20 protein-coding genes and 1 other RNA gene are annotated in these 17,327 nt (G+C 65.2%); 17 read left to right on the top strand and 4 right to left on the bottom strand.

Annotated elements, in window-relative coordinates:
* Window positions 1-308 (top strand): hypothetical protein (locus tag KO516_RS18635; RefSeq protein WP_216005294.1); only part of this gene is annotated, 308 nt, incomplete at its 5' end.
* Here KO516_RS18635 and KO516_RS18640 read toward each other — a convergent pair.
* Entirely contained in the window at window positions 296-514 is a 219-nt protein-coding gene (locus tag KO516_RS18640; protein WP_216005295.1) for a DUF1127 domain-containing protein, read from the bottom strand. The two genes, KO516_RS18635 and KO516_RS18640, sit on opposite strands and share 13 nt — an antisense overlap.
* A 234-nt stretch (window positions 515-748) precedes the next feature.
* Between KO516_RS18640 and KO516_RS18645 the strand changes: the two genes are divergently transcribed.
* The 10 genes from KO516_RS18645 (at window position 749) to KO516_RS18690 (ending at window position 8,601) form a co-directional block, all read left to right on the top strand.
* Window positions 749-1,813 (top strand): Mrp/NBP35 family ATP-binding protein, encoded by a 1,065-nt coding sequence (locus KO516_RS18645; RefSeq protein ID WP_216005296.1) that lies wholly within the window; start codon window positions 749-751, stop codon window positions 1,811-1,813.
* 170 nt (window positions 1,814-1,983) lie between these two features.
* Window positions 1,984-2,724: a YebC/PmpR family DNA-binding transcriptional regulator gene (locus KO516_RS18650; RefSeq protein ID WP_216005297.1), complete on the top strand. Its 741-nt coding sequence runs from the start codon at window positions 1,984-1,986 to the stop codon at window positions 2,722-2,724.
* Window positions 2,725-2,906: 182 nt separating this feature from the next.
* Window positions 2,907-3,644, top strand: coding sequence for a carboxylesterase (locus tag KO516_RS18655; protein WP_216005298.1), 738 nt, complete (start codon window positions 2,907-2,909; stop codon window positions 3,642-3,644).
* Between the two features lie 5 nt (window positions 3,645-3,649).
* Window positions 3,650-4,087: a VOC family protein gene (locus KO516_RS18660; RefSeq protein ID WP_216005406.1), complete on the top strand. Its 438-nt coding sequence runs from the start codon at window positions 3,650-3,652 to the stop codon at window positions 4,085-4,087.
* 117 nt (window positions 4,088-4,204) lie between these two features.
* A complete protein-coding gene (locus KO516_RS18665; RefSeq protein WP_216005299.1) occupies window positions 4,205-5,200 on the top strand; it encodes an ester cyclase in 996 nt (331 codons plus the stop codon).
* Window positions 5,201-5,315: 115 nt separating this feature from the next.
* Complete coding sequence (locus KO516_RS18670; RefSeq protein WP_216005300.1) at window positions 5,316-6,026, top strand: alpha/beta fold hydrolase; 711 nt, start codon at window positions 5,316-5,318, stop codon at window positions 6,024-6,026.
* Between the two features lie 41 nt (window positions 6,027-6,067).
* An RNA gene (rnpB, locus tag KO516_RS18675) (RNase P RNA component class A) lies at window positions 6,068-6,510 on the top strand.
* 106 nt (window positions 6,511-6,616) lie between these two features.
* Window positions 6,617-6,784, top strand: coding sequence for a 50S ribosomal protein L33 (gene rpmG, locus KO516_RS18680; protein ID WP_021098674.1), 168 nt, complete (start codon window positions 6,617-6,619; stop codon window positions 6,782-6,784).
* A gap of 84 nt (window positions 6,785-6,868) precedes the next feature.
* On the top strand, window positions 6,869-8,002 hold the full coding sequence (locus KO516_RS18685) for an aminodeoxychorismate synthase component I (protein ID WP_216005301.1): 1,134 nt from the start codon (window positions 6,869-6,871) through the stop codon (window positions 8,000-8,002).
* Window positions 7,999-8,601, top strand: a complete 603-nt coding sequence (locus tag KO516_RS18690) for an aminotransferase class IV family protein (RefSeq protein WP_216005302.1) — start codon at window positions 7,999-8,001, stop codon at window positions 8,599-8,601. The genes KO516_RS18685 and KO516_RS18690 overlap by 4 nt, the downstream gene beginning before the upstream one ends.
* 89 nt (window positions 8,602-8,690) lie before the next feature.
* Here the strand turns inward: KO516_RS18690 and KO516_RS18695 are convergent, their stop codons facing one another.
* Window positions 8,691-9,428 (bottom strand): Bax inhibitor-1/YccA family protein, encoded by a 738-nt coding sequence (locus KO516_RS18695; protein WP_216005303.1) that lies wholly within the window; start codon window positions 9,426-9,428, stop codon window positions 8,691-8,693.
* A 133-nt stretch (window positions 9,429-9,561) separates the two neighbouring features.
* Window positions 9,562-9,771: a DUF1127 domain-containing protein gene (locus KO516_RS18700; RefSeq protein ID WP_216005304.1), complete on the bottom strand. Its 210-nt coding sequence runs from the start codon at window positions 9,769-9,771 to the stop codon at window positions 9,562-9,564.
* Window positions 9,772-9,896: 125 nt separating this feature from the next.
* Here KO516_RS18700 and KO516_RS18705 point away from each other — a divergent pair, with 125 nt between their 5' ends.
* Both KO516_RS18705 and KO516_RS18710 read left to right on the top strand, forming a co-directional pair.
* Window positions 9,897-10,769, top strand: a complete 873-nt coding sequence (locus KO516_RS18705; protein WP_216005305.1) for a LysR family transcriptional regulator — start codon at window positions 9,897-9,899, stop codon at window positions 10,767-10,769.
* A gap of 59 nt (window positions 10,770-10,828) precedes the next feature.
* Window positions 10,829-12,163: an 8-oxoguanine deaminase gene (locus KO516_RS18710; RefSeq protein ID WP_216005306.1), complete on the top strand. Its 1,335-nt coding sequence runs from the start codon at window positions 10,829-10,831 to the stop codon at window positions 12,161-12,163.
* Window positions 12,164-12,203: 40 nt separating this feature from the next.
* On the opposite strand, the gene guaD is transcribed toward KO516_RS18710, so the two are convergent.
* On the bottom strand, window positions 12,204-13,490 hold the full coding sequence (gene guaD, locus KO516_RS18715) for a guanine deaminase (RefSeq protein WP_216005307.1): 1,287 nt from the start codon (window positions 13,488-13,490) through the stop codon (window positions 12,204-12,206).
* Between the two features lie 119 nt (window positions 13,491-13,609).
* Between guaD and mgtE the strand changes: the two genes are divergently transcribed.
* From mgtE to KO516_RS18735, 4 genes are all read left to right on the top strand, one after another.
* A complete protein-coding gene (mgtE, locus tag KO516_RS18720; protein ID WP_216005308.1) occupies window positions 13,610-15,013 on the top strand; it encodes a magnesium transporter in 1,404 nt (467 codons plus the stop codon).
* On the top strand, window positions 15,010-15,567 hold the full coding sequence (locus KO516_RS18725) for a 5-formyltetrahydrofolate cyclo-ligase (RefSeq protein WP_216005309.1): 558 nt from the start codon (window positions 15,010-15,012) through the stop codon (window positions 15,565-15,567). Before mgtE ends, KO516_RS18725 begins: the two co-directional genes overlap by 4 nt.
* A gap of 103 nt (window positions 15,568-15,670) precedes the next feature.
* Window positions 15,671-16,156 carry a DNA starvation/stationary phase protection protein Dps gene (gene dps / locus KO516_RS18730; protein WP_216005310.1) on the top strand — a complete coding sequence of 162 codons (486 nt, stop codon included), beginning with the start codon at window positions 15,671-15,673 and terminating at the stop codon, window positions 16,154-16,156.
* A gap of 218 nt (window positions 16,157-16,374) precedes the next feature.
* Window positions 16,375-17,007: a hypothetical protein gene (locus tag KO516_RS18735; protein ID WP_216005311.1), complete on the top strand. Its 633-nt coding sequence runs from the start codon at window positions 16,375-16,377 to the stop codon at window positions 17,005-17,007.
* Window positions 17,008-17,327: the final 320 nt, after the last annotated feature.

The following is a 17,327-nucleotide window of genomic DNA, read 5'->3' on the forward strand; positions in this document are numbered from 1 at the left end:
CGGTTCCTAGGGAGGAGGAGGGGAACCGTCGCGCTATCGAAGGCCCCAGGGAGGAGGAGAGGGGGCTTCGAATGCGTTGGGCCGCTGAGGCCCGATGTAAGGTTGCGACGATGCCCGGGAGGAGGAGAGGCAGCGTCGCTTTCTCGAAAGACCCGAGGGAGGAGAAGGTCTTCGATCTACTGGACCATGTGGGTCCGCATCTGGCTGGCGACAACCCCTGGGAGGAGGAGTGGGGTTGTCGCCGAAGTTCGAAGGTCTCAGGGAGGAGGAGAAAGACCTTCAAACGAAAACTGTCTCAGGCCTCGTAGGCGGCCTGATATGCGATGCGACGGATCATCGAGCGGTTCAGCCCGAGGTCGCCCAGTTCGCGGTTGCTCAGCGCGTTCAGTTCGCGCAGTGTCGCGCGGAAAAGCTTGCGGCGCTCCATGTGCTCGCGGAAGCCTGCAAAGAGCGAGGCGATGCTACCTGCGAAACCATCCTGAGCGGCTGTGCGGTTGTCGGTTGCGATTGCCATTGCTGTCTCGTTTCTGTTCATACGTTGCTGTGTTGCCGCTAACTTGGGGCAATTGCTGCAACTGCACAATCCCGCGGAACCTCAATGCCGCTATGCGTGACGCGCATGGAGTTTTGGGCCTTCCGCACAGCGTTTTCAGGGCGTTAAGTATAACAATTGGGCAGACCCCGTGTGAGCCTTGCAACAGTCGCATGGTGACGTGACGTAGGTCTGCAAAAACGGAAGGGAAAATTAATGACCGCGACTGTCGAAGCGGTGAAGGCCGCGCTTGAGCGAGTCGCCCTGCCGGGCGGCGGAGACCCGGTTTCCGCGGATTTGATTCGTGCCCTGACCGTCGATGGCGGCAATGTGCGCTTTGTCATCGACGCGCCAGACCCCGAGTCGGCCCGCGCGCTCGAGCCGGCGCGCGCTGCCAGCGAAGCGGCGGTGCGGGCGCTGCCCGGCGTGACCTCGGTCAGTGCCGTGCTCACCGCGCATGGCCCGGCGCCCAAGGCTCCCTCGCTGAAGATGGGCGGCCACATGAAGCCGCAGGCCGAACGGATGAACCCGCCGGGGGTCAAGAGCATCATCGCCATCGGCTCGGGCAAGGGCGGCGTGGGCAAATCCACCGTGTCGTCGAACCTTGCCGTGGCGCTGGCGCGGGCTGGCAAACGGGTCGGGCTGCTGGACGCCGACATCCACGGCCCGTCGCAGCCGCGCATGTTCGGGCTGACCAAGCGCCCCGCCAGCCCTGACGGCAAGACCATCATCCCGCTGCAGGCCCATGGCGTGACCCTGATGTCCATCGGGCTGATGCTGCCCGAGGACAAGGCGGTGATCTGGCGCGGGCCGATGTTGATGGGGGCGCTTCAGCAGATGATGATGCAGGTCGAATGGGGCGAACTTGACGTGCTGCTGATCGACCTGCCGCCCGGCACCGGCGACGTGCAGTTGACGCTGGGCCAGAAAAGCGATCTTGCCGGTGCCATCGTGGTGTCGACCCCGCAGGACGTGGCGATGATCGACGCCAAGAAGGCGCTGGATGCCTTTGCCTCGCTCAAGGTGCCGGTGCTGGGGCTGATCGAGAACATGTCGCTGTTCCACTGCCCCAACTGCGACCACGAATACCACATCTTCGGAGAGGGCGGCGTGCAGGCCGAAGCGGATCGGCTGGGGCTGCCGCTGCTTGCCGCGCTGCCGATCGATCTGGAAACCCGGCTTGGCGGCGACGCGGGTCGCCCGGTGGCGCTTGGCGACGGGGTGATGTCGCAGGCCTACGCCCGGCTGGCGGATAGAATGATCCAGGGCGGGGTCGTTTAATCGTTAAACAAACTGGTTCACCCTTGAACCAGTTTCTCTGCGTCGAAACGCGCCCCTATATATAATGTGTCTTTGCGCGGGCCCGAGCAGCGGGCTTGCGCGGACCCGCCCGCTTCGGTTATAGCGCGGGGCGAGTTTTCCAACACTGTAATATAAGGCAAGAGGCACTCATGGCCGGCCATTCCAAATGGGCAAACATCCAGCACCGCAAGGGCCGCCAGGACGCGGTTCGCGCCAAGCTGTTCTCGAAATTCTCCAAAGAGATCACCATCGCCGCCAAGATGGGCGATCCGGACCCGGAAAAGAACCCGCGCCTGCGGCTTGCGGTGAAGGAAGCGAAAAGCCAGTCCATGCCCAAGGACAACATCGAGCGCGCCATCAAGAAGGCGATCGGTGGCGACGGCGAGGATTACGAAGAAATCCGCTACGAGGGCTACGGCCCCAATGGCGTGGCGATCATCGTCGAGGCGATGACCGACAACCGCAACCGCACCGCGTCGAACGTGCGCTCGACCTTCACCAAGAACGGTGGCAACCTCGGCGAGACCGGATCGGTGGCCTTTATGTTCGAGCGCAAAGGCGAGGTAATTTATAAAGCCTCCGTTGGGGATGCGGACACGGTGATGATGGCGGCGATCGAGGCTGGCGCCGAGGATGTCGAAAGCGACGACGAGGCACATGTGATCTACTGCGCCGACACCGATCTGAACGAGGTCGCCACCGCGCTCGAGGCCGAACTGGGCGAGTCGGAAACCACCAAGCTGATCTGGAAGCCGACCACCACGACCGAGCTGGATCTCGACTCGATGCAGACGCTGATGAAGCTGGTCGATGCGCTCGAAGATGACGACGACGTGCAGCGCGTCACCACCAATTTCGAAGCCTCCGACGAGGTCATGGCGCAGCTTTAAGCTTGGCGCCCCATGTATCGAAGGCCCCGGAGACCTCGCGCTCCGGGGCCTTCATCTTTCTGTGCCCTGCTGGACGGATCGGTTGTGCTGCTGTCGTCGAGACGTGAAGGTCTGGCGCGGCGGGCAGGGGTTGCCCTTCGCCGGTGCCGCGTCCAGTCTCTGCCGCAAAGACGGAGAGACAGATGAGCGCCATTTCCCATCTCGACGGGCCGACCGCCCGGCTGGCCTATGCTTTCACACCCGGCGCGGGGCCGACCGTGGTGTTCCTGTCGGGCTATAAATCCGACATGGAGGGCACCAAGGCCGTGCATCTGGAAGCCTGGGCCAAGGCGCAGGGCCGCGCCTTCCTGCGGCTGGATTATTCCGGCCACGGCCAATCGGGCGGCAGGTTCGAGGATGGCTGCATCGGCGACTGGGCCGCTGACGCGCAGGCGGTGATCGAGGCGGTGATGCAGGGCCCGCTGGTGCTGGTCGGCTCGTCGATGGGCGGCTGGATCGCCTGTCTCCTGTCGCAGCGTTTGGCGCGGGTCGCGGGCTTTGTCGGCATCGCCGCGGCGCCGGATTTCACCGAAGACGGCTTCTGGGCCGAAATGACCGACGCGCAGAAAGCCGAAATGATGGACAGCGGCGTCTGGTATCGCCCCTCGGACTATGGCGAGCCCTACGCGGTGACCCGGCGGCTGATCGAAGACGGGCGCAGGCAGCTGGTGCTGCGCAAACCGTTGCCGATGCCCTACCCGGTGCGCCTGCTGCAGGGCACGCTGGACGAGGCCGTCAGTCGCGACACCGCGCTGCGCCTGCTCGATCACATCGACGGAGACGATGTGCGGCTGCTGCTGGTAAAAGGGGCCGACCACCGATTTTCAGAGCCAGCGAATTTGGCCTTGATCGAGGCCGCGATCACCGAGGTGGCGGGATGACTGGGATGGAGGCGCGGATCTCACTGATCACGCTGGGGGTGCGCGACATGGCGCGGGCGACGGCGTTTTACGAATCGCTTGGCCTTGCCCGTGCCGAGGGCCCTGATGGCGTGGTGGCCTTTGATCTTCTGGGCCAGACGCTGGGCCTGTTCGACCTTGAAAAGCTGGCCGAAGACATCGGTGTGCCGGTGGACAGCCTTGGGCACGGCGGGCTGACACTGGCCCATAACGTGCCCAGCCGCGCCGAGGTCGATGCGTTGATGCGCCTTGCGGAAGATGCGGGCGCAACGGTGCTCAAACCCCCGCAAGAGGTGTTCTGGGGCGGCTATCACGGCTATTTCGCCGATCCCGAAGGTCATATCTGGGAAATCGCGCATAACCCGTTCTCGCCGCTGCGCAGCACGGATGGCGCGTTTCGCTGGCAAGGCTATCCGGGCGACTGATCCCGGCGGTCGGGAACGATTTATCAAGAATTTTGCGCAACTGTGCGGGGGCGAGGGCTGCTGCGGCCATCGCTTCCGGGGGCAGGCACGCCCTCGGCTCACTGCCAGGAGGGCGCGATGCGCGAACAGGACAGCGACGATCTCGGCTTTGGGGAATTCCTGCGCCGGGTGGCAGAGACGACGTGGAACCGGCGCGGGCTCGAGGCGGCCTTGTCCGGGGTCTGTCATCCGCAGTTGATCCTGCGCAATGCTCAGGGGCTGGGCTATGGCGCGGATGCACTGCGCGCCGATGCACTGGAATTGCTGGCGGCGATGCCGGATCTTGCCTCGCGCTCCGAAGATGTGATCTGGTCGGGCAATGGGCGCGTTGGAATGCTGGGCTCGCAGCGGCTGCTGATGCAGGGCTGTCACGATGGGGCTGGCGTGTTCGGCGCCGCCACGGGCAAGCGCATCCGGTTTCGGGTGCTGACCGACATCTACGCCAAGGACAACCGGATTTCCGAGATATGGGCGGTGCGCGACACCGGCGCGATCCTGCGCCAGCTTGGCATCAATGTGCAGGCCTGGGCGCGGGCGCGGTTGCGGCCGGGCGATCCGGACAGCGGGCCGTTCCACCCCGGCATCGACGAGCCCGGCCCCTATACCGGCAGCGGCAATGGCAACCAGTGGGGCATGGCCTTTGCCGGGGTGCTGGAACGGATCATGGCGCATGATTTCTCGGAGATTGCCGAACAATACGACCCGGCGGCGCGGCTGTGCTATCCCTGCGGCGTCATCGCCGAAGGCGCGGGCGCGGCAGAACGGTTCTGGTTCGGGCTGCGCGCGGCTTTCCCCTCGGCGAAGTTCGAGATCCAGCACCGCGCCGGGCGCGAAGACCGGCTGATGCCGCCCCGCGCCGCGCTGCGCTGGTCGCTGAGCGGGCGGCACGATGGCTGGGGCGCGTTCGGCAAGCCCACCGGGGCGATGGTGCATGTGATGGGCATCAGCCACGCCGAATTCGGCCCGAACGGCATCCGCCGCGAATGGACGCTGTATGACGAGGCGGCGATCTGGATGCAGATCCACGCCTCCGGTCTTGCGCCGATCCAGAGCCGTGCGATGGCGGCGGAATGACGCCGATCATCCTTCGGTAAGCGCGGCGCATTCCGGCTTTCCATCGCCCCCTGCTCTGATAGGTTGCGGTCGGGCAGACTGGGGCAGCGCATGAGTGGCACAACACGAGACAGGCATGGCTGAGGCGCTGGTTCTCTTGCCCGATGTCATGTGCGATGCCCGGCTTTGGGGGCCGCAGATTGCCGATCTGTCGCGCGACATGGCGGTTATGGTGGCGCCGATCTCGGCTGGTGAGCGGGTCGAAGAGGTGGCCTCGGGCCTGCTCGACGTGCTGCCGCGGCGCTTTGCGCTGGCCGGCGTCGGGCTGGGCGCCGCGATCGCGATGGAGCTTCAGCGCCGCGCCCCTGATCGCGTGACGCGGCTGATGCTGATCAACGCCTCACCGATGGGCGAGACCCCGGCGCAGGCGGCGGCGCTCGATCCGCTGCTGATCAAGGCGCGCGCCGGGCGTTTGCTGGATGCGACGCGGGCGCTGATCCCTGCGACTGCGCTGTATAATGGCCCTTACCGCGCCGAGATTCAGGCGCTGCTCGATGACATGGCCCTCGGGCAGGGCATCGACATCCTGACCCGGCAGGTGCGCATGATGCAGCGCCGCCGCGACCAGCAAAGCGCGCTGCGCAAGATCCGGGTGCCAACAACCATCCTGTGCGGTCTCGAAGACGCGCAGCACCCGGTGAAGCGGCAGAGCTTTCTGGCCGATCTGATCCCCGGTGCGCGGCTTGAGGTGCTTGAGGAAGCGGGCCGTCTGCCGATGCTCGAACGCCCCGAGGCGGTGGCCGACGCGATCCGCGACTGGATGGCCGAACCGCTGCTGCTGCGCTGAACGATTGACGCCCCTGCCGCCCGCGCCTATGTGGACGATGCGTGGAGGGCCGGGCGGCCGCCGCCGATCGCAGGATCGGGGGAGGAAAGTCCGGACTCACTGAAGCATCGGTGCCGGGTAACGCCCGGGCAGGGTAACCTGACGGAAAGCGCCACAGAAAACAGACCGCCGTCGCACCGGAGGTGCGCCAAGGGTTCGCCCAAGGCCAAACGAAGGGCACTGCGACGGTAAGGGTGAAACGGTGGGGTAAGAGCCCACCGCGCCCCCGGCAACGGGGGTGGCATGGCAAGCCCCACCGGGAGCAACGCCAAATAGGGACGTCGCGCGGGGCATGATCCTTTCGGGGATATCGCCGCAGGGCAGCTTTGGCCCGAGACGTCCGGGTTGGCAGCTAGAGCGCGCGAGCAATCGTGCGCCTAGAGGAATGGTCGCCGAACGGGGGCAACCCCGGGAACAGAATCCGGCTTACAGGCCCTCCACGCATTATATCCGCCATTCCCGGTTGACTCGGGTGCCCGGATCAGTAAAAGGCGACTTCAAGAGATTTCACGGCCCCTGCAACACTGCGGGACCGCTGCAGGAGAAGAAACATGGCGAAGCCCACCACAATCAAGATCCGCCTGAACTCGTCGGCGGGCACGGGCCACTTCTACGTGACGAAGAAAAACGCACGTACGATGACCGAGAAGATGACCGTGCGCAAGTACGACCCGGTTGTGCGCAAGCACGTCGAGTACAAAGAAGGCAAGATCAAGTAAGATCTGCCTCGTCGCGACAGTGACGAAGGCCGCGCGACGCCCATGGCCGCGCGGCCTTTTGCTTGTGTAAAGGCCGGGCCGGACATGACGCCAGACCTGCAGGACAGGATCCTTGTCGAGGATGGGCCGGGCGGCACCGCCGCGCTGTTCAAGGCCCCGCGCGAGATCATCACCGCGCAGGATGCCAGTTCGGCGCGCGCCGCGCTCAAGCGGCTGGACAGCGCCCGGCGCGACGGCGCGTGGATCGCGGGCATCGCCTTCTACGAGCTGGGCTTCGCGCTGGAGCCGTCGCTGTCAGGGCTGCTTGAACCGGACACACCGCTGCTGTGCTTTGGCATCTTCGATGCACCGATTGCCGCGCCGCAGCCGGAAGGTACGGCGCAGGTGCGCGCGGTCACGCCGCTGTGGGATCGCGCCCGCTATGCGCAAAGCTTTGATCAGATCAAGCAGATGATCGCCCGCGGCGATCTGTATCAGGTCAATCTGACGATGCCGGTCGAGGTGGCATTCGAGGGCACCCCCGAGGCGCTCTGGCAGGCGATGCGCCAGCATCAGCCGGTCGGGCACGGGGCGTTCCTGCGGCTTGGCGGCCACGAGGTGCTGTCGCGCTCGCCCGAGCTGTTCTTTCGCACCGACGCGCAGGGGCGCATCTCCGTCGCCCCGATGAAGGGCACCGCGCCGCGCGGCGACACCGGGCCGGATGATGACGCGCTGCGCGATGCGCTGGCCAGCGACATCAAGAACCGGGCCGAAAACATCATGATCGTCGATCTGATGCGCAACGATCTGTCACGGATCAGCCGCATCGGGTCGGTGCATGTTCCGGATCTGCTGCGGGTCGAAACCTATGCGACGGTGCACCAGATGGTCAGCCGGGTTTCGGCCGAACTTGACGCGCCGTTTGATATATCGCGCGTATTCGAGGCAATCTTTCCTTGCGGCTCGATCACCGGTGCCCCCAAGATTGCCGCGATGAAGGCGATTCACCGGCTGGAGGGCTGGCGCCGGGGCGCGTATTGTGGCGCCATTGGCTGGGCCGCTCCGGATGGGCGCTCTTCGTTCAACGTTGCGATCCGCACCCTGACCCTGACAGCGCCCGGGCGCGCGCTCATGGGGATTGGTGGCGGCATCGTGCATGACAGTCTCTGTGAGGCGGAATACGAGGAAGCACTTTGGAAATCTCGCTTCGTGACAGGACTGATCCCGCGCTCCGCGTGATCGAGACCATGCTGTGGCTGCCGCATTCGGGCATCGTGCGCGAGCGGCTGCATCTTGCGCGCTGCCAGCGCAGCTGCGCGGTGCTGGGGTTCGACTACGATCCTGTGGCGGTGCTGCGGGCGCTCAACAAGATTGGTGGCGATGCGCCGCTGCGGCTGCGCATGAGCGTGGCGCAGGATGGCAGCGTGGCCATGACATCCCAGCCTTTCGAGCTGGGCGCGCTGCCGGTGCTCAGCCGGGTTCTGGTGTCGGCGCAGCGGCTTGACCCGCGCGACCCGTTCCTGCGGCTCAAGACCACGCGGCGCGCGCTGTATGACGATGCCTACGCAAGCCGGCCGGCGGGGATCGACGAGGTGCTGTTCTTCAATACGCAAGACGAGCTGTGCGAGGGCAGCATCAGCAATGTCTTCTTGCAGATCAATGGGCAGAAGCTGACGCCCGCGGTGTCGAGCGGTTTGCTGCCGGGCGTGCTGCGCGAAAGCCTGCTGTGCACCGGCGAGGTCAAGGAAGAGATCCTCACGCGCCATGATCTGGAACGGGCCGAGAAGCTGTGGATCGGCAATTCGCTGCGCGGGCTGATGCCAGCGGTACTGGCCTGACGGTTCGGTCGCGGCGCTAGCGATCAGGCATGAAAAAGCCCGCCGGACCAGATGGCCGGCGGGCGTGTGTCGCGGGGCGTAGCGATTGATTACTCGCGGTTGCCCATCAGTTGCAGCAGGAACATGAACATGTTGATGAAGTTCATGTAGAGGTTCAGCGCGCCCATGATGGCGGCCTTGCCCAGCCATTCGCTGTCGCCATGCGCTGCGTGCTCAAGGTAGGTGTTCTTGATGTTCTGCGTGTCATAGGCGGTCAGACCGGCGAAGATCAGCACACCAAGGATCGAGATGGCGAACATGATCGCCGGCGATCCGAGGAAGATGTTGATGATCGACGCCACCAGCAGACCGATGACACCCATGATCAGGAACGATCCCCAGCCCGAGATGTCTTTCTTGGTGGTGTAGCCAAAGATCGACAGGCCCGCGAAGGCGATCGAGGTCACGAGGAACACCTGCGCGATCGAGAAGCCGGTGAAGGCGACAAAGATCCACGACAGCGACAGGCCCATCACCGAGGCGAAGGCGTAGAAGAACATCTGCGCGGCAGCGGCAGACAGGCGATTGATCATCGCGCCGAAGGCGAAGATCATGATCAGCGGGGCGAACATGACGATGTAGCCAAGGATGTTCGGCGACAGGGTCATCGGGTCGCGGAACACGCTCAGCAGTTCAGGGCTCGTACCTACGGCCCATGCGACCGCGAAGGTGAGGAGCATGCCGATGGACATGGTCCCGTAGACCTTGCTCATATGCGTGCGCAGACCTTCGTCAATCTGGGCCGCGGTCGTCCCGGCAGCGGTCCGGATTGTTCTGTATTGAGCCATCTATGCCTCCAAGCTGTGTGCGGATTAGGGAAGTCCGTAATATTCGTTACCGATATTGGCAGAGCGAGGAGGTATTTCAAGGCTCAAACCCAACGAAACGCGCTGTTTCCGGCGGAATATGCAGGGGATGGCGTCACCGCTTCCAATGCGTCGGGGCGTCCCAGGGCTTGCGACGTAGCTCGTTTGCGACATCGGCGCGGGACAGGCCTATGTCACGCAGGGCGGCGTCATCCAGACGGGCAAGCTGGCGGCGCTGACGGGCAAGGGCAGACCAGCGCAGCAGCGTGGTCAATGCGCTGCGGCGACGGGGCAGGGTGATGGATGGGGCGGCGTCACGAAGCATGATGGTATCCTTCACAATTGGTGATGAGTATTCCGCTGTTCATGTGGTTGTGTGATGGATATGCTGGTTTTAGACCCATCAGTAAAACGACCATTCCTGACGCCCCCCATCACGAAATTCGATCCATGCGCAATCTCGACATCACCACGCTTCGATCCTTTGCCGCCGTCGCCGATGCAGGCGGGGTGACCCGGGCTGCGGGATTTCTCAACCTGACGCAATCGGCGGTGTCGATGCAGCTCAAGCGGCTCGAAGAGCTGCTGGATCTGTCGTTGCTCGACCGATCCGGGCGCGGTGTCAGCCTGACCCCCGCCGGAGAGCAGCTGCTGACCTATGCCCGCCGCATGATCGAGCTGAACGACGAGATCTATTCGCGCCTGACCAACGCCGATCTGGAAGGCGAGATCGTGCTCGGCGTGCCCCATGACATCATCTACCCGGTGATCCCGCGCGTGATGAAGGCGATGCGGCGCGATTTTCCCCGCGTGCGCCTGCAACTGCTCAGCTCTTATTCTGCCGAGCTCAAAGAGCAGTTCGGGCGCGGCGCGGTTGATGTGATCCTGACCACCGAGGCCAGCCCCGGCCCGGGCGCGGAGGCGCTGCTCGAGGTGCCGCTGCGCTGGTACGGCGCGCCGGGCGGCACTGCGTGGAAGGCGCGCCCGCTGCGGGTGGCATTTTCGCGCCGGTGCGGCTTTCGCCCCGTTGCGGCGGCCTTGCTCGACCGCGAGGGCACGGCGTGGGAGCTGGCCGTGGACAGCGAGAGCGACCGCACCATCGAAGTGTCGGTAAGCGCCGATCTGGCGGTCACCCCGGTTCTTGAAGGCCACGCGCCGGCGCATTTCGAGATGATCGCGCCGGGGGTGCTGCCAGAGCTGGGCGCGCAGAAGATCTGCCTCTATGCATCGGGCGCGCGCTCGCGCATCGTTGACCCGCTGGTCGAGATGCTGCGCGCCGAATTCGGCTGTCTGCGCGGGCGCGGCGAAATCACAGCGCAGTAGGGCTTTTCTTTCGGCTGGGCGGCGGGCAGGGTGCGCCATGCGCAACCCCGGAGGCCGCCATGTCCGAGATCCTGATCCGCAACGCCTGGAACATCCTGACCATGGACGACGCGGGCAGCGAGCTCGACGGCGCAGACATGATCCTGCGCGACGGCATCATCGCCGAAATCGGCAGCGATCTTGTATCCGAAGGCGAGGTGGTCGATGCCTCGCGCTGCCTTGTGACGCCGGGGCTGGTGAACACCCATCACCATCTTTACCAGACCCTGACGCGGGCGGTGCCCGGCGCACAGGATGCGCTGTTGTTCGGCTGGTTGCAGACGCTGTACCCGATCTGGGCGCGGTTTGGCCCCGAGGAAATGCGCATCTCGGCGCTGACCGGGCTGGCCGAGCTGGCGCTGTCGGGCTGCACGCTGACCTCGGATCATTTGTACCTATATCCCAACGGCGCGCGGCTTGATGACACCATCGAGGCGGCGCAGGACATCGGCCTGCGCTTTCACGCCACGCGCGGCGCCATGTCGATTGGGCAAAGCGATGGCGGCCTGCCGCCCGACGCGCTGGTTGAAACCGAGGCCGCGATCCTCGAGGATAGCATCCGGGTGATCGACCGCTTCCATGATCCGCGCGAGGGGGCGATGGTGCGCGTCGGCGTTGCGCCTTGTTCGCCGTTTTCGGTCAGCCGCGAGCTGATGCGCGACGCCGCGCTTCTGGCCCGTGACAAGGGCGTCATGCTGCACACCCATCTGGCCGAGAATGACGAGGATATCGCCTATTCGCTGGAGAAATTCGGCTGCCGCCCGGGGCAATATGCCGAAGATCTCGGCTGGACCGGCCCCGATGTCTGGCACGCCCATTGCGTCAAGCTCGACGGGCAGGAGATCGACCTGTTTGCAAGCTCACGCACCGGGGTGGCGCATTGCCCCTGTTCCAATTGCCGCCTTGGCTCTGGCATTGCGCCGGTGCGCGAGATGATCGATGCGGGGGTGAAGGTCGGGCTGGGGGTCGACGGTTCGGCCAGCAACGATAGCTCCAACCTGATGCTCGAGGCACGTCAGGCGATGCTGCTCCAGCGCGTCAGCCGGGGCGCAGATGCGATGAGCGCGCGTGCGGCGCTGCGCCTTGCGACGCGCGGCGGGGCCGAGGTTCTGGGCCGCCATGATTGCGGCCAGATCGCCGTGGGCAAGCGGGCGGATCTGGCGCTGTGGGACATCGGCGGCATCGACAGCGCCGGCAGCTGGGATCGCTCGGCGCTGCTGCTGGCGGGGCCATCGCGGGTGCGGCACCTGTTTGTCGAGGGGCGGCAGGTGGTGCGCGACGGGTGCGTCACCACCATCGACCTTGGCCGGGTCATCGCGCGCCAGAACACGCTGGCCGAGCGGCTGGCGATGTAGCGCCGAAACGCGCTCGCCAGAGGCCTGCCGCGCGGGGATGTCAGAGCTTGCGCCCTGCCACCCATGTGCCCGCCACGGCCCGGTCGTCGCCCATCATGATGGTGGGGAACAGCGCCTCCCAGATGTCATTGGCGCGGGTGCTGCGCTGCGCGATGGCGGGGGTCGAGGCCAGATCGAGCACGGTGAAATCCGCCTCCATCCCCGGCGCAAGGTTGCCGATCAGGTGATCGCAGCGCAGCGCCCGCGCAGAGCCTTGCGTAGCCAGCCACAGCAGTTCCGATCCGTGCAGCGGGCGGTGGCGCAGCTGGGCGATCTCATAGGCGGCCGCCATGGTGCGCAGCATCGAAAACGACGAGCCGCCGCCGGTGTCGGTGGCCAGACCGACGCGCTGGCCCTCGCGCATCAACCCATCCATGTCGAACAGCCCCGAGCCGATGAAGGTGTTCGAGGTCGGGCAATGCACCAGACCGGCGCCGACCTCGCGCAGGCGGTCGCGCTCGCGCGGCTCAAGGTGGATGGCGTGGCCGTAAAGGCCGCCTTCGCCGAGCAGCCCGTGCGCCTCGTAGGTGTCGAGGTAATCGCGGGCCGCCGGGTACAGCGCCTTGACCCATGCGATTTCATCGACCTGTTCCGACAAATGCGTCTGCATCAGGCAATCGGGATGCTCGGCCCAGAGCGCCCCCAGCGCCGACAGCTGTTCCGGGGTCGAGGTGGGCGAGAATCGCGGCGTGATGACATAGGAGGCTCGCCCGCGCCCGTGCCAGCGGTTCAGCAGCGCAAGGCTATCGTCATAGGCCGATTGCGCCGTGTCGCGCAGGCCTTCGGGGGCGGTGTCGCGATCCATGCAGGTCTTGCCGGCAAAGATCCGCATGCTACGATCCTGCGCCGCCGTGAACAGCGCCTCGGCCGAGGCCGGATGGATGGTGCAGAAGCTGCACACCGAGGTGGTGCCATGCGCCAGCAGCAGATCCAGATAGCGCCCCGCGATGTCAGCGGCATAGGCCGGATCGGCAAAGCGCATTTCTTCGGGAAAGGTGTAGTGGTTCAGCCAGTCGATCAGCCGTTTGCCCCAGCTCGCGATCATCGCGGTTTGCGGGTAATGCGCGTGGGCATCGACAAAGCCCGGCACGATCAGCGCCGCGCCATGATCGACCTGCGCCGCCTTCGGATGGGCGGCGCGCAGTGCATCCGCCGGGCCGACGGCGAGGATCTTGCCATGCTCGACGACCAGCGCGCCGTGCGTTTCGTGCCATGCCGCACCGGGGCCGTCTTCGAACGGGTTGCCGTCAAAGCTCAGGATCTGCCCGAGATGCAGGGTCTGTGTCATGTCTGTCTCCTGATCACTGCGCGCGATTTTGTCGGCGCGGGCCGGGTTTCGCAATCCGCCCTGTTGAATTCCGGGCGGTTATCCTACTCTTTGCGGGGAGGACAGGCAGCGAGGCGCAAATGACCGAAGATCAGCAAAAGACTGCCCCCGAGGACGACATCTCCGAGGATGACGACAAGAGCTGGGCGATTTCGCGCAAGGAAGCGTCGGCGATTCTGTTTGCGGTCGATGTCGGCGATCGAGACACGCTGATCGACCTGATGGAGCCGCTGCACGCCGCCGACATCGCCGACATGCTCGAGCAGATGAACGCGTTCGACCGGATGCGGCTCATCAAGCTTTACGACAGGGAATTTGACGGCGAAATCCTGTCGGAACTTGACGAATCGATCCGCGAAGACGTGATCCGCGCCCTGACCCCGCAGGTTCTGGCCGATGCTGTGCGCGAGCTGGATTCCGATGACGTCGTCGACCTGATCGAGGATCTCGACGAGGCGCAGCAGGAAACCATTCTGGATGCGCTGGAAGTCAGCGACCGGGTGGCGGTAGAGCAGTCGCTGGGCTACCCGGAATATTCCGCCGGTCGCCTGATGCAGCGCGAGGTGGTGATGGCCCCCGAGCACTGGAATGTCGGCGAGGCCATCGACTATCTGCGCGCCACCGAGGATCTGCCCGAGCAGTTCTATCACATCGTGATGGTCGACCCCAAGCTGCGCCCGGTGGGCAACGTGGCGCTGGGGCGGTTGATGGCGTCGCGCCGCGAGGTGCTGCTGCGCTCGCTGATCGAAGACACGTGGCATGTCATCCCGGTGACCCGCCCCGAGGCCGAGGTCGCCTATGCGTTCAACCAGTACCACCTGATCTCGGCCCCGGTGGTCGATGAATCCGACCGGCTGGTGGGGGTGATCACCATCGATGACGCCATGGCGGTGCTTGACGAGGAACACGAGGAAGACATCCTGCGCCTTGCCGGTGTCGGCGAGGAAAGCCGACTGTCGGACAACACGTTGGAAACCGTCAAGCAGCGGCTGCCGTGGCTGGCGGTGAACCTGCTGACGGCGGTGCTGGCCAGCCTTGTCATTGCCCAGTACGAGGACGTGATCGGCGCTGTGGTGGCGCTGGCGGTGCTCATGCCGATCGTGGCCTCGATGGGCGGCAATGCGGGCACGCAGGCGCTGACCGTGGCGGTACGGGCGCTTGCCACCAAGGATCTGACCTCGTCGAACGTCTGGCGCATCATCGGGCGCGAGCTGACGGTGGGGCTGTTGAACGGCGTGGTCTTCGCGGTGGTGATGGGGCTGCTGGCGCTGGTCTGGTTTGGCACCCCGACGCTGGGGCTGGTGATCGCGGCGGCAATGGTCATCAACCTCGTGGTGGCGGGGTTGGCGGGGATCGGCGTGCCGGTGGTGCTTGAACGCTTCGGGGTCGACCCGGCGCTGGCCTCGGGCACGTTCGTGACCACCGTGACCGATGTCGTGGGCTTTTTCGCCTTTCTCGGGCTGGCCTCGGCCGTCTTGCTATGAGCCTGAGCGCCGCCAAACAGGCCGCCCGCGAGGCTGCCTTTGCGCGTCGCCGCGCGGCGTTCGACGCCGACATGGGCACCGGGGCAGGGCGCCTGTCGGAACTGCTCGCCGGGCACCGGGGCGTGCCGGTGGCGGGCTACCTGCCGATCCGCAGCGAAATCGACCCGCGCGCTGCCATGGCCGAAGCCTCGGCCCATGGCCCGGTCATGGTGCCGCTGATCGAGGCCAAGGCAACGCCGCTGCGCTTTGCCCTTTGGGAGCCTGACATGGCGCTGGTGCCCGGCCCGTTCGGGGCCGAGGTTCCCGCCGATCCGGTGTTTGCCGTGCCACAGATCGTCATCGTGCCGCTGGTTGCCTTCACCCGCGCTGGCGCGCGGCTGGGCTACGGCGGGGGGTTCTACGACCGCACGCTTCAGGCGCTGCGCGCCAGCGGCCCGGTGCTGGCCGTCGGTTTCGCCTTTGCCGCGCAAGAGGCCGAGGCGCTGCCCCATGACCCGAATGACCAGCCGCTGGACATGATCGTCACCGAGCGTGAAATTCTATCTCCGCGCTGATGGAACCTGCGCTGCGGGTCTGCGTTTCCTATCCGAAGCCGGCACAGCGCCGGGCTGCCGCTGGCAGCACACGAGATTTGACCAGACCAGAGGAGCATACCCAATGCCGCAGAATTTTGTCCCCTTTCTCAAAGAGAACGCCCGCAAGGACATGATCGAGGAGCTGAACGCGCGCCTCGCTGACACCATCGATCTGACCAATGCCGTCAAGCAGGCGCACTGGAATCTCAAGGGCACCGGGTTCATCGGCGTGCACGAATTGCTCGATGACGTGGCGGCGCATCTGCGCGAAGGGTCGGACCTGATGGCCGAACGCGTCGTCATGATGGGCGGGCTGGCACAGGGCACCTCGCAGACCGTTGCCAAGGAAAGCACGCTCAAGGCCTACCCGACCGACAAGGTCGATATTCAGGATCACGTTGCCGCGCTGGTCGAGCGTTTCAACAGCTACACGGTGAACCTGCGCAAGGGCATCGAGGCCGCAGACGAGGCGGGCGATGAAGACACCGCCGATCTGTTCACCGAAGTGAGCCGCACCGCCGAAAAGGATGCATGGTTCATCGGATCGAACAGCGCAAAGGCCGCATGAGACTGCGCTGAAATTGCGCGAAATGACATGCACGACGAGGGCTGGCCGATCGTGGCCAGCCTTTTGCGTGTTTGCACCGGCACGGAAACGATTTTTTAACGCTATGTAGAAAAGGATTTCTATGCGACCCTGCCGGGAAAGCTGGTAATCTGCTCCTGTATCAGGTTGTGCGCGGCATGTGGTGCCGAAGCGATGAGTAACGAGTTTTAGGAGTCTTCATGAAGACGATCGTTTCCCTTTTGGCATTGGCCGTTGCGGCCCCGGCGCAGGCCGCAACCCTGATCACGCTGGGCGATTTCAGCGCCCCGTATACCGAGACCTTCGACAGCGTTGCGACCGGCGTTCTGACCGGAAGCGAAACGTTTCTGGGCGATCTCGGGATTTCGGCGATCGAGGTTTCGGGGGCTGGGCCGGGCGAATTCATCTACCCTGCCAGCCAGACCGGGCAGGGGCTTGGGGCGACCTCGGAGAACGAGGCAACGATCATTGCGCCGGGCAGCGAAGGCAGTCTGATCTCGCTGTTCCTTGCCTTCAGCGCGCCGCAAACCAAGCTGGCCTTCGATCTTTATGCGTCAGAATCCACCGAGACCTTTACGGTGGATTTCCTGTCTGCCTTCAGTATCATCGACAGCTACGATTTCACCACCAGCGGCGCGGGTAATTATTTTGTCGGGCTGGCTGCCGACAGCAGCTTTGATGCGATCAATGTGACGGGCCTCGACAAGGCCGTGCTGCAAAGCCTGACGGTCGAAATCAGCGCCGTTCCGCTGCCCGCCGCGCTGCCGCCGATGCTTGCCCTGCTAAGCGGGATGGGCGCAATCGCCCTGCGCCGCCGCCGCCGTCGCGCCTGACGCTTTAGCGGCTGCAAGCAGGCCGCCCGAGCCTCATGCGCGCCATAAGGCGCAAGGTCGCCATGCCCCGCGCGTGACCCATCGGGCTGAGCGCGGGTTTCGGATCGCGCATGTAGGCCCTGCGCGCCGAACGCTGTATTCGGCAACCGGTCGCCACGTCACAACGATGTAGCGCCAGCCCGTTGGCGATGGGGCGCTGCCGGTGCAAAGCGGCGGAGCGGGCACAGACAGACCGGTTTGCTGCCCTACAGACCGGCCCGCCTGCGCCGCCCCCGGCCAAAGGCAGGGCACGGCGATGGCGCATCAAAGGACCGGCGCAC

It is taken from the genome of Citreicella sp. C3M06, from assembly GCF_018860705.1.
Classification (GTDB): domain Bacteria; phylum Pseudomonadota; class Alphaproteobacteria; order Rhodobacterales; family Rhodobacteraceae; genus Salipiger.

What these genes read in the sequence shown, in the direction of transcription:
- KO516_RS18655 (WP_216005298.1), top strand. Translation starts at nt 2,907, where the DNA reads ATGAGCGCCATTTCCCATCTCGACGGGCCGACCGCCCGGCTGGCCTAT.
- KO516_RS18700 (WP_216005304.1), bottom strand. Translation starts at nt 9,771, where the DNA reads ATGCTTCGTGACGCCGCCCCATCCATCACCCTGCCCCGTCGCCGCAGC.
- KO516_RS18695 (WP_216005303.1), bottom strand. Translation starts at nt 9,428, where the DNA reads ATGGCTCAATACAGAACAATCCGGACCGCTGCCGGGACGACCGCGGCC.
- mgtE (WP_216005308.1), top strand. Translation starts at nt 13,610, where the DNA reads ATGACCGAAGATCAGCAAAAGACTGCCCCCGAGGACGACATCTCCGAG.
- KO516_RS18660 (WP_216005406.1), top strand. Translation starts at nt 3,650, where the DNA reads ATGGAGGCGCGGATCTCACTGATCACGCTGGGGGTGCGCGACATGGCG.
- KO516_RS18705 (WP_216005305.1), top strand. Translation starts at nt 9,897, where the DNA reads ATGCGCAATCTCGACATCACCACGCTTCGATCCTTTGCCGCCGTCGCC.
- KO516_RS18685 (WP_216005301.1), top strand. Translation starts at nt 6,869, where the DNA reads ATGACGCCAGACCTGCAGGACAGGATCCTTGTCGAGGATGGGCCGGGC.
- rpmG (WP_021098674.1), top strand. Translation starts at nt 6,617, where the DNA reads ATGGCGAAGCCCACCACAATCAAGATCCGCCTGAACTCGTCGGCGGGC.
- KO516_RS18640 (WP_216005295.1), bottom strand. Translation starts at nt 514, where the DNA reads ATGGCAATCGCAACCGACAACCGCACAGCCGCTCAGGATGGTTTCGCA.
- KO516_RS18650 (WP_216005297.1), top strand. Translation starts at nt 1,984, where the DNA reads ATGGCCGGCCATTCCAAATGGGCAAACATCCAGCACCGCAAGGGCCGC.
- KO516_RS18665 (WP_216005299.1), top strand. Translation starts at nt 4,205, where the DNA reads ATGCGCGAACAGGACAGCGACGATCTCGGCTTTGGGGAATTCCTGCGC.
- KO516_RS18710 (WP_216005306.1), top strand. Translation starts at nt 10,829, where the DNA reads ATGTCCGAGATCCTGATCCGCAACGCCTGGAACATCCTGACCATGGAC.
- KO516_RS18645 (WP_216005296.1), top strand. Translation starts at nt 749, where the DNA reads ATGACCGCGACTGTCGAAGCGGTGAAGGCCGCGCTTGAGCGAGTCGCC.
- guaD (WP_216005307.1), bottom strand. Translation starts at nt 13,490, where the DNA reads ATGACACAGACCCTGCATCTCGGGCAGATCCTGAGCTTTGACGGCAAC.
- KO516_RS18735 (WP_216005311.1), top strand. Translation starts at nt 16,375, where the DNA reads ATGAAGACGATCGTTTCCCTTTTGGCATTGGCCGTTGCGGCCCCGGCG.
- dps (WP_216005310.1), top strand. Translation starts at nt 15,671, where the DNA reads ATGCCGCAGAATTTTGTCCCCTTTCTCAAAGAGAACGCCCGCAAGGAC.
- KO516_RS18670 (WP_216005300.1), top strand. Translation starts at nt 5,316, where the DNA reads ATGGCTGAGGCGCTGGTTCTCTTGCCCGATGTCATGTGCGATGCCCGG.
- KO516_RS18725 (WP_216005309.1), top strand. Translation starts at nt 15,010, where the DNA reads ATGAGCCTGAGCGCCGCCAAACAGGCCGCCCGCGAGGCTGCCTTTGCG.